Source organism: Actinomadura fibrosa (genome assembly GCF_900659615.1).
Classification (GTDB): Bacteria; Actinomycetota; Actinomycetes; order Streptosporangiales; family Streptosporangiaceae; genus Spirillospora; species Spirillospora fibrosa.
Genome location: NZ_CAACUY010000289.1, coordinates 1 through 9,991 on the forward strand (window position 1 = coordinate 1; position 9,991 = coordinate 9,991).

The following is a 9,991-nucleotide window of genomic DNA, read 5'->3' on the forward strand; positions in this document are numbered from 1 at the left end:
AGCAGTTCCATGACGGCGATCGACACGGTGTCCGCGGCGAGGGCCACGCCGAGCGCCGCCCGCAGCCCTACCCCGGCCCGCAGGACGCCGCGCATCGTCCCGGACCCGGACCCGTCCGCGACCGGCCGCGCGGACCTCCCCGACGCGCTGCTGCGCGACTGGGTGGTCGCCATCGGCCCGACCGTGCCCGTCGCGCGCGCCGCCGACTCGCTGCGGTGGGCGCGGGAGACGCTGAGCCTCGCCGTCCGCGGCGTCATCTCCGACGCCGGGCTGATCCGCAGCGCCGAGCACGTGCCCGCCCTCGTCATCTCCCGCGCCGAGGAACTGATCGACGACGCCGCCGCGACCCGGCTCGCACCGCTCAGCGCCGTTCCGCCCGCCCGTCGGGAAAGGCTCGCCGAAACGCTGCTGGCATTGCTGGAGCACAATTTCAACGCGGCCGACGCGAGCCGGCGCCTGCGTGTCCACCCGCAGACCGTCCGTTATCGGCTCCGCCATTTGCAGGACCTCTTCGGCGAGGATCTGCGGGACCCGCGGCGGTGCCTGGAAATGGAACTGATCCTGCACGCGCGGCTCGTCCACGGCGGCGTCCGGCGGCACCCGACCCGTCAGGACGCGCACTGACCGCCGATTGTCACCCCGATGACAATCGGCTCCCGCAACCGATGCACCGCGCATCTGGTGCGCGGCGGAACGGAACGCGATAGTCGACGCCGGTAATCCCGCGGCGAGGATGGTGGACGATGCCCGGTGGCGCTTTCGACTACGACGTGCTCGTGGTCGGATCCGGATTCGGCGGCAGCGTGGCGGCGCTGCGGCTGGCGGAGAAGGGGTACCGCGTCGCGGTCCTGGAGGCCGGCCGCCGCTACGACGAGGACACGCTGCCGAAGACGTCCTGGCGGCTCCGCAAGTACCTGTGGGCGCCCCGGCTCGGCCTCCGCGGCATCCAGCGGATGCACCTCGTCGGCGGGCGCGCGGGCGTGCTCGTCCTCGCGGGCGCGGGCGTCGGCGGCGGCTCCCTCGTCTACGCCAACACGCTGTACGAGCCGCCCCGCCCGTTCTTCACCGACCGCCAGTGGGGCCACATCACCGACTGGCAGGACGAGCTCAAGCCCTACTACGACCAGGCCCGCCGGATGCTCGGCGTCACCGTCAACCCGCTCGTCACCCCCGCCGACGAGGCGATGCGGAAGGTCGCCGAGCGCATGGGCGCCGGCGACACCTTCCACCCCACCCCCGTCGGCGTCTTCTTCGGCGAGCGGCCGGGCGAGGAGCACGACGACCCCTACTTCGGCGGCGCGGGCCCCCGCCGGACCACCTGCAACGCCTGCGGCTCCTGCATGATCGGCTGCCGGGTCGGCGCCAAGAACATGCTCACCAAGAACTACCTCCACCTCGCCGAGCGGGCCGGAGCGAAGGTCATCCCCGACACGACCGTCACGGAGATCACGGCCCGCGCCTCGGGCGGCTACGACGTCCGCGTGGAGGGCACCGCGACACTGCTGAAGCGCCGCCGGACCCTGACCGCCGAACAGGTCGTCCTGGCCGCGGGAACCTACGGAACCCAGCGGCTCCTGCACCGCATGCGCGCCACCGGCCGCCTTCCCCGCCTCTCACCCCGCCTCGGCGAGCTGACCCGCACCAACTCCGAAGCGCTCCTCGGCGTCGAGCGGATGACGGTATGGCACCGCAAGAAGGACGTCGACCACAGCACCGGCCTGGCCATCACGTCGTCCTTCCACCCCGACGACAAGACCCACATCGAGCCCACCCGCTACGGCGCCGGCAACGACCTCATGGGCTTCATCCGCACCCTCCTGATCGACGGCGCCGGGCCGGACGGCGGCGGACCGCCCCGCTGGGCGAAGTTCCTCGGCCAGGCCGCCCGGCACCCCACGATCATCCTCCGCGGCCTCTCCCTCAAGGACTGGGCCAAGCGGACCGTCATCGCCCTCGTCATGCAGACCGCCGACAACTCCATCACCGTCACCGAGCGGCGCGGCCGCCTCGGCCGCCGCCGCCTCACAGCCCGGCAAGGCGAAGGCGAGCCGAACCCCACCTGGATCCCCATCGCCCACAAGACCGTCCGGCTCCTCGCCGAGGAGCTCGACGCCACCCCCGGCGGAACCTGGTTCGACCTCTTCAACATCCCGACCACCGCCCACTTCATCGGCGGCTGCGTCATCGGCGAGTCCGCCGAGACCGGCGTCATCGACCCCTACCACCGCGTCCACGGCCACCCCGGCCTCCACATCGTGGACGGCTCGGCCGTCACCGCGAACCTCGGCGTCAACCCGTCCCTCACGATCACCGCCCAGGCCGAACGCGCCATGGCCTTCTGGCCCAACCGCGGCGAGAAGGACCCGCGCCCCGCCCCAGGCAGCGCCTACGAACGAGTCACCCCGGTCGCTCCCCACGCCCCCGCTGTCCCCGCATCCGCCCCAGGCGCCCTGAGACTGCTCTGACCGGCGCCGCGAAAGCGCCGGAGCGTCATCACGTGGCGTTGTCGTAGGCGTCACGGGCGCGGGCGATGTCGGCCCGGTGGCGTTCGGCCCACTCGGTCAGGCCGAGCAGATGGTCGTACAGTTCGCGCGCCATTTCGGTGGCGACGTACTCGACCCTGGGAGGCACGGTCGGATACACGGTGCGCACCAGCAGGCCGTCGCGCTCAAGACCGCGCAGGGTCAGCGTCAGCATCCGCCGGCTGACGCCCGAGAGCGCGCGTTCCAGTTCGGTGAAGCGCACCGGCCCGCGGGTCGTCTCCATCAGGACGCCGATGCTCCACTTTCCGCTCACCCGGCCGAGCGCCTCCATGAGGCTGCACGCCTCCCCGCCGCCGACGTCGCCGGTAACACACTCGTTCCGCTGTGACATGAATGTGCCCTCTTCCGCCCCGTGCCGCGGTCACAGATCATGAACACCGTAACAAGTCGTGTCCCTTTGGAGGTCAGACGGCCATGCCGATCACTCTGGACGAAGCCGCGCGGGAATTACTCGACGGCAGGAACTTCGCGACGGTGGCGACCCTCGACCCCGGCGGCGGCCCGCAGACCTCCGTGGTGTGGGTCCTGCGCGACGGCGACACGGTGCTGTTCTCCAGCACCACCGGCCGGCAGAAGACCCGCAATCTCGTCCGGGATCCCCGCGTCAGCCTGACCGTCGTCGACGCCGCAAACCCCTACCGGACGTTGGAGTTGCGTGGCGTGGCGGAGGTCGTTGAGGACCACGACCGCGCCGTCCAGCTCGCGGTGTCCCACAAGTACCTGGGCGAGGACCCGCCGCCCGACCCCGACGGCGTGGTCCGCGTGGCCGTCCGCGTCGTCCCGCACAAGGTCCGGGGCTTCTCGGCCTGAGACGCCCGGCGAGGGTCAGGCCTGCTGCTGGGTCGTGGTGACGGTGCGGCCGAGGACGCTGCCCTTGGCCCACTTGGCGAACGGCATCTGCCAGTAGCCCCAGCCGTTCGTCCAGTCGAGGTTCCGCTTGGTGCCGGTGATGGTGACCAGGTCGCCGCGGTAGGCCCAGCCGAAGAACCACTGGGCGTCGTTGGCGGGCGAGCGGACGCAGCCGTGGCTGCAGTTGCGGTTCCCGAGGCAGGACGGGTCGTCCATGTTCTGGTGGATGTACTCGCCGCTGTTGGAGATGCGGGTGGCCCACGGCACCTGCTCGTCGTACCAGCCCGGGTCGCCCTTCTTCTTGCCGGGCGGGCGCATGCGCTCCAGGCGGCTGCGGTCCATCGTGAGGTGGACGCCGCTGGTGGTGAGGAGGTGGTCGACGCCGTCGGCCTGGACGTCGCCGCCGGCGCCGAGGCTGACGCCCCAGGTGCGGACGGTGCGGCCGTTCTTCTTCACGACGGCGCGGTGGGTCTTGGCGCTGATGCTGACCGTGTGCGAGTCGCCGATCCTGAACTTGCGGGTGACGTCCTTGTCGCCGAAGACGCTGTCGCCGATCTTCAGGCCCGCGTAGTGGACGGTGACGGACACCTTCTGGTGCGGCGCCCACGGGCGCTTCGGCCGGAACACCACGGACGGGAGGCCGTTGAACGACTCGCCGGCGCTGAGCCAGCGCCAGGCGCCCTCGGTGGGCGTGGTCGAGGAGATCTCGATGGCGCGCTCGACCGCCGGGCGCGCCTTCTCGGGAACGGCCTTGTTGAACTGGATGAAGATCGGCATTCCGGTGCCGACCGTCTCGTTCGCGCTCGGGACGACGTTGTTGACGGTCGTCGCCGCGACGGCCTTGGAGGTGCGGAAGGCGCTCGTGGCGGTGGTGTTCTTGCCCTTCGGGGACGTCGCCGTGGCCGACACCTGGTACGAGCCGCCGGGCACGAGCGTCCAGGCGGAGCGCCAGCTCCTCTTGTCGGCGGACAGCTTGCCGGGCACCTCGGCGCCCTTCAGCCTCACCGAGACCTGGCCGAGCGTCCCACCGGCCGCGGTGACCGTCACGCCGGCGTCGGGGCGGGCCTTGGCGTCGCCGTTCGCCGGGGTGATCGTCACCTTGGGGGTGCCGTCGTCGCCGCCCGAGGCGGTCGTCCCGCCGCTGCCGTCACTGCCGCCGCACGCCGTCGCCAGCCCAAGGACCAGCGCCATGACCAGAGCCTTACCTCGCACCGTTCTCCTTCACCAGCCCACCGGCCCGCGCAGCGCGGGGCCCGCAACAAGATCGCTTACGGAACGGCCCTTATTCCCGGCCCATGGAGGGGTCCGGGCGGTTTTCGCGTCCGATCACATCTGACGTCCATGTTGCCCGGGAAGTTCACCGGGGGTGGGCGGTTCTCGGGATCTTCTCGGCCCAGGCCGGCCCGGGTCCCGCCGGAACGCGGCGGGGGAGGGGCCGCCCGCGGCGGCCCCTCCCCCGAAGTCCCGGTGCGTCAGTGGTGGTTGAGGCTGCCGTTGAGGTTGCTGTGGCCGTTGTTGCTGTCGGTGGTGGAGCCGTTGGCGCAGTCGCCCTGCTCCTTGTCGATCCCGAGGATGTTGTGCACGGCCACGGCGATGACCACCGCGACGTCGAGGCTGCGGCAGAGCTGCGCGCCGACGACCTGGTTGGTCTGGGGGTCCTCGCCCGCCATGGCGGGGGTGGCGTTGAGCGCGGTGCCGCCGATGGCGAGGGTGAGGAGACCCGTCGCTGCCAGACGCTTCATCATGTTCGTCCCTCCTGGGTTTGTCGCATGGTGGTCGGATCCGACCCGCGGTTCGCTGCCGAATCCGCGGGACGGGCAAAACAAGTAGCACGGCGGTGATCAGTGGTGCACGATTCCGCGGTGGTCGTGTCGCAGGATTTGGCGGAAAGAAAACCAGCCGATGATGTTGACGCGGAAGTGCTGTGCGCGGCGCGGTGCCGCGGTGGGAATCGGTGGGGCCCACCGCGGCGCAGCGGAACGGGAGGGGCCGGTCACGCGGCCCCTCCCGTTATCTACCGGCAGGTCAGTGGTTGTACTTGTCGAACTTGCCGCCGCCGTGGTGGTCGTGGCTCCAGCCGTTGCCGCTGCCGTTGCCGTTGGCGTGCCCGTTCCCGGAGTCGGTGGTCGAGCCGTTGGCGCAGTCGCCCTGCTCGTGGTCGACGCCGAGGATGTTGTGGATGGCGACGCCGATGACGGCGGCGATGTCGACGCTGCGGCAGGTCTGCACCCCCACGATCTGCGAGGTCGTGGGGTCCTCGCCCGCCATGGCCGGCGTGGCGCTCAGTGCGGCGCCGCCGATGGCCAGGCTCAGGAACCCTGCCGCTGCCAGTCGCTTCATCATGTATGCCCCTCCTGGGCTCTCGCGCAGTAATCGGATCCGACCTGCGGTCCTTGTGAATCCGCAGGACTGAGATCACAAGTAGCACGGCAGTGATCGTCCGTGCACGCTCCGTGTCGGCCGGAATCGCTGATTTGGCGGGAAGATTGCGCGCCTATTAACCGCGCGAGGAAAACTGGCCCGGGCTTGAATGCGTCCGCGAATGGAGCCTATCGCGTCCACTGCGACACCGTTCGATGGACCTCCCGTTGTCGTCTCGCGGACCCTTCAGGCGACGGTGTCGATCTTCTATTCAAGGATGGGGAGGCTCTCGTTAAAAGCGGCGATCCGGGGTTCGGTGCGCTGCGATGCTGGACCGTGCCGGTCGTGCGGCCTCACTCCGGTATTCGGGGCGGGAAAGCGTGGCGGCTCCGCAAAGTGACTTCCCGGTGAGTTCTTGTCTTTGGAGGGACAGGCGAGATGAGAGCCCAGGGGCTGAGTCCCTCCATCGACTCCACGGCGCCCCGCCCGGACCTCTCCCGCCCCGGCGGCAGCGCGCCGCCGCTGCCGCACGCGATGTCCCTCGCCCCGCGCCGGCCGGGCGCGGGGCGGCTCCGGATCCTGGCCGCGCTGTACCCGGCGTGCCTCGCCGTGGCCGACGGCTGGGCGATGGCGTCCGCGGTGGCCGCCGCGTCGCAGGGCGTGCCGGTGGCGGACGGGGGCCGCCCGGACGGCGCCCTGCCCGCCGTCGCGGCCGTCACCGTCGTCGGGCTCAACGCGGCCGGCGGCCTGTACCGGGTGCGCCGCAGCCCCTCCGTGCTCGCCGACCTGCGGCCCGTCGTCAGCCGGACGCTGTTCGTCGGCCTGCTCGTCACCGCGCTGCTGCCGGGGCTGCTGCCGGCGCGGATCCCGGGGAGCGGGCCCGTCCCGGACGGCGCCGCGTGGCTGTGGATCGCGGTGCCGGCCGGCGCGCTGTCGCTCGGCGTCCGCGCGTTCGGGAACGCGGCCGTCCGGATCTACCGCTGCCGGCGCTGCCGGTCCCGCGCCACCCTCGTCGTCGGGACGGGCCCCACCGCGGACCACGTCGTGGACGTCCTGCGGACGCGCGGCGAGCTCGGGCTCGCGCCGGCGGGCCAGGCGGTCGCCGGGAAGGCGCCGGGCTCCGCGGGCCTGCCCGTCCTCGGGGACGCCTCGGACCTGCCCGCGATCGTCGAGGACCACGGCATCGACACGGTCGTGGTCGTCGCGGAGGGCGTCCACCCCGGCCGCCTGGACGCCGTGCTCCGCGTGTCGTTCGGCCTGGCCTGCGAGACGCTCCTCGTCCAGCCGCCCTCCGACGTCGTGCCGGTGGCGGCGGCGCGGCGCGAGTACCTCGCCGGGCTGCCGTGCGCCCGGGTGGACTGGCGGTTCCGCGAGGCCGGGGCGCGGACCGCCAAGCGGCTCCTCGACCTCGTCGTCGCCTCCCTGCTGCTGGTGCTGACCGCGCCGGTGCTCGCCGCCTGCGCGCTCGCGGTGCGGGCCGAAGGGGGGCCGGGCGTGCTGTTCCGGCAGCGGCGGATCGGGCTCGGCGGCGAGGAGTTCGTCCTGCTGAAGTTCCGGACGCTGAAGCCCGCGGACGAGGAGGAGGCCGACACCCGCTGGACGGTCGAGGGCGACCACCGGGTGGGGCCGGTGGGGCGGTTCCTGCGGCGGTCGTCGCTGGACGAGCTGCCGCAGCTGTGGAACGTCGTCCGCGGCGACATGAGCCTCGTCGGGCCGCGGCCCGAGCGGCCGCACTTCGTCGAGCAGTTCTCCCGCACCTGCCCCGGCTACATGCTGCGGCACCGGGTGCCGGTGGGCATGACCGGGTGGGCGCAGGTCCACGGGTTCCGCGGCGACACGTCCATCGAGCTGCGGGCGCGGCTCGACAACCACTACATCGACCACTGGTCGTTCGGCGCGGACCTGCGGATCCTGCTGCTGACCGTGCGGGCCGTGCTCGGCGGGGACGCCACGTGACCGCCGCCTCCGTCCCGCTCCGGACGCCGCGCGGCACGCACCGGGCCGCCGAGCGGCTGGACCTGCTGCGCCGGCCGGGCTGGCTGGTCGCCGCGACCGTCCTGTGCGTCGGCGTGCCCCCGGACCGGCCCGCGTCCGAGTCCGGGGTCCAGATCACCGCCGGCGACTGCGCGAGCGCCCTGCTGGTCGCCGCGGCCGCGTTCCTGCTGGTCACGCGGAGGCTGGACCTGCCGCGTCAGGCGCTGCTCGCGTTCGGCCCGTTGACGGCGGCGCTCGGCCTGACGACGGTCTGCTCCGCCGACATCGCGGCGAGCATGCCCGGGTTCCTCCGGGACGCGCAGATCTTCGTGCTGGTGCCGCTGGCCGTCGTCCTGCTCGTCCGGGAGCGGCGGGACCTGGCGATCGTCTGCGCCGCGGTGCTCGCCCTCGGCCTCGGCGAGGCCTGCTACGGGATCTGGCAGGCGGGCACCCGGAACGGGGCGTCGATCGGCGGCCAGACGATCCGCGCGGTCGGGACGTTCGGCGCCGTGGACGTGATGGCCATGGCCGTCGTCACCGGCTTCGCGTTCCTCGTGCTCACCGCGCTCGCGCTGGCCGCGCCGTCCCGCGGGCCGGTGGCGGTGCTCGCCGCGCTGGCGGGCCTCGCCGTCCTCGCGGCGGGGCTGCTGCTCGCGCTCAGCCGGGGAAGCTGGCTCGCGCTCGGCGCCGCCGTCGCGGTCGTGCTGGTGCTGTTCGACCGGTGGGTCGCGCTGCGGACGCTGGTGTGCGGCGCGGCGCTGCTGCTCGTGGCGGTCACCGCGCTCGGCGGCGGTGGCGGCGCGCAGGCCGTCCTCGCCCGGACGCGGTCGATCGCCGCGTCCGCGCACGCCCCCGACCAGTCCGTGAGCGACCGGTACAACCTGTGGGCCGCGGCGCTGCGGATCTGGGAGGACCATCCCGGCACCGGCGTCGGCGTGAAGAACTTCCCGGCCTACCGCGACACCTACGCCTCCATCGAGCTGTCGTCGGGCAGCGAGACCGAGGACCCGGTCAACGGCTACGTCCGGCAGCCGCTGCTGTCGCCGCACAACCAGTACCTGCTCGTCCTGTCCGAGCAGGGCGCGGCGGGCTTCGCCGGGTTCGCCGCGCTGTTCGCCGCGATCCTGGCCGGGCTGTGGACGCGGCGCCGCGTCCGGGACCCGTTCTGGCTGGTCGCCGCCGGCTTCATGACCTTCCTGCTGACCAACTTCCTGTACGCCGACATGGGCGGGCCCACGTGCGTCCTCACCGCCGTGCTCATCGGGATCTCGGCGGCCCGCGCGTTCGGCCTGCACGAGGCGGCACCGGACCGTCCCGCGGCGGATCGGCCGGGTTCGGGGCGGCGCGCGCCGTGGTGGCGCGGCGCGGGACGGCACGGAGCGGAGCCCGCGGGACGGCACGGAGCGGAGCCCGCGTGACGGCCGCGGACGCCTGCGACGACGCCGCGAGCACCCGCGGCGACACCGCGAGCGCCCGCGGTTCGGTGGGCCGCGCCGCCGTCCTGTCGGGCGTGCTGATCGGCGGCGGCACCGCGCTCGGGTTCCTGCGCGACCTCGCGATGGCCCACCTGTTCGGCGCCAGCGGCAGCACGGACGCGTTCCTCGTCGCCTGGACGATCCCCGAGTCGGTCTCGCCGCTGCTCATCGAGGACGCCATGGCGCTGCTCATGGTCCCCGCCGTCACCCGGCTGCTGCGGCGGGAGGACGGGCTCCGCGCGTTCGTCGCGACCACGCTGCCGCGCATGGCGGGCGTCCTCGCGCTCGTCGCGCTGACGCTCGCCGCCGGCGCGCCCGTCCTCGTGGGCGTGCTCGCCCCGGGACTGACCGAGCCGGGGCCCGCGGTCGAGTGCGTCCGCCTGACCGCGCTGACCGTGCTGACGTTCGGCGTCGCGGGGTTCATGAGCGCGACGCTGCGCGCCCACCACCGGTTCGGGCCCCCGGCGGCCATCTACCTCGCCTACAACGTCGGCATCCTCGCGCTGATCGCCGGGCTCGCCGGGACGACCGGCATCACGAGCGCGGCGATCGGCGTCGCCTGCGGCAGCCTGCTCATGGTCGCGGTGCAGGCCCCGGCCTTCACGAGCTGCCTGCGCGGATCCGGAAGCCGTGCCAAAGTGCGAGCCGAACGCGCAACCGCGAAGCCACCCCCCGCGACCGGCCCGGGCGGCGAGACCAGCCGGGACGGCGCGACCGGCCCGGGCGGCGCGAGCAGTTCGGGCGGCGCGGTCAGCCCGGGCGGCGTGGTCAGCCCGGGCGGTGCGACCG

The 9,991-nt window shown here is 73.1% G+C and carries 10 protein-coding genes; 6 read left to right on the forward strand and 4 right to left on the reverse strand.

Features of this window, described 5'->3' with window-relative positions; all coding sequences use genetic code 11:
• Both E1300_RS43145 and E1300_RS43150 read left to right on the forward strand, forming a co-directional pair.
• On the forward strand, window positions 1–624 hold a 624-nt coding region (locus E1300_RS43145), incomplete at its 5' end, for a helix-turn-helix domain-containing protein (RefSeq protein WP_131763067.1).
• A 119-nt stretch (window positions 625–743) separates the two neighbouring features.
• On the forward strand, window positions 744–2,465 hold the full coding sequence (locus E1300_RS43150; protein WP_131763068.1) for an FAD-dependent oxidoreductase: 1,722 nt from the start codon (window positions 744–746) through the stop codon (window positions 2,463–2,465).
• A 28-nt stretch (window positions 2,466–2,493) separates the two neighbouring features.
• On the opposite strand, the gene E1300_RS43155 is transcribed toward E1300_RS43150, so the two are convergent.
• Entirely contained in the window at window positions 2,494–2,874 is a 381-nt protein-coding gene (locus E1300_RS43155; protein WP_131763069.1) for a winged helix-turn-helix transcriptional regulator, read from the reverse strand.
• Window positions 2,875–2,957: 83 nt separating this feature from the next.
• On the opposite strand from E1300_RS43155, the gene E1300_RS43160 reads away from it, so the two are divergent.
• Entirely contained in the window at window positions 2,958–3,353 is a 396-nt protein-coding gene (locus tag E1300_RS43160; RefSeq protein WP_131763070.1) for a PPOX class F420-dependent oxidoreductase, read from the forward strand.
• A 15-nt stretch (window positions 3,354–3,368) separates the two neighbouring features.
• Here the strand turns inward: E1300_RS43160 and E1300_RS43165 are convergent, their stop codons facing one another.
• From E1300_RS43165 to E1300_RS43175, 3 genes are all read right to left on the reverse strand, one after another.
• Window positions 3,369–4,604: a L,D-transpeptidase gene (locus tag E1300_RS43165; protein ID WP_242619767.1), complete on the reverse strand. Its 1,236-nt coding sequence runs from the start codon at window positions 4,602–4,604 to the stop codon at window positions 3,369–3,371.
• A gap of 260 nt (window positions 4,605–4,864) precedes the next feature.
• A complete protein-coding gene (locus tag E1300_RS43170) occupies window positions 4,865–5,137 on the reverse strand; it encodes a hypothetical protein (protein ID WP_131763071.1) in 273 nt (90 codons plus the stop codon).
• A 280-nt stretch (window positions 5,138–5,417) separates the two neighbouring features.
• Complete coding sequence (locus E1300_RS43175; RefSeq protein WP_131763072.1) at window positions 5,418–5,735, reverse strand: hypothetical protein; 318 nt, start codon at window positions 5,733–5,735, stop codon at window positions 5,418–5,420.
• A gap of 456 nt (window positions 5,736–6,191) precedes the next feature.
• On the opposite strand from E1300_RS43175, the gene E1300_RS43180 reads away from it, so the two are divergent.
• From E1300_RS43180 to E1300_RS43190, 3 genes are all read left to right on the forward strand, one after another.
• Window positions 6,192–7,709 (forward strand): sugar transferase, encoded by a 1,518-nt coding sequence (locus E1300_RS43180; protein ID WP_207400291.1) that lies wholly within the window; start codon window positions 6,192–6,194, stop codon window positions 7,707–7,709.
• Window positions 7,706–9,145: an O-antigen ligase family protein gene (locus tag E1300_RS43185; protein ID WP_131763073.1), complete on the forward strand. Its 1,440-nt coding sequence runs from the start codon at window positions 7,706–7,708 to the stop codon at window positions 9,143–9,145. Before E1300_RS43180 ends, E1300_RS43185 begins: the two co-directional genes overlap by 4 nt.
• On the forward strand, window positions 9,142–9,991 hold an 850-nt coding region (locus tag E1300_RS43190), incomplete at its 3' end, for a lipid II flippase MurJ (protein WP_278045429.1). The genes E1300_RS43185 and E1300_RS43190, both read left to right, overlap by 4 nt.

Excerpts from the sequence above, each read along its gene's own strand:
- E1300_RS43150 (WP_131763068.1), top strand. The coding sequence starts at position 744 with ATGCCCGGTGGCGCTTTCGACTACGACGTGCTCGTGGTCGGATCCGGA.
- E1300_RS43175 (WP_131763072.1), bottom strand. The coding sequence starts at position 5,735 with ATGATGAAGCGACTGGCAGCGGCAGGGTTCCTGAGCCTGGCCATCGGC.
- E1300_RS43155 (WP_131763069.1), bottom strand. The coding sequence starts at position 2,874 with ATGTCACAGCGGAACGAGTGTGTTACCGGCGACGTCGGCGGCGGGGAG.
- E1300_RS43180 (WP_207400291.1), top strand. The coding sequence starts at position 6,192 with ATGAGAGCCCAGGGGCTGAGTCCCTCCATCGACTCCACGGCGCCCCGC.
- E1300_RS43170 (WP_131763071.1), bottom strand. The coding sequence starts at position 5,137 with ATGATGAAGCGTCTGGCAGCGACGGGTCTCCTCACCCTCGCCATCGGC.
- E1300_RS43160 (WP_131763070.1), top strand. The coding sequence starts at position 2,958 with ATGCCGATCACTCTGGACGAAGCCGCGCGGGAATTACTCGACGGCAGG.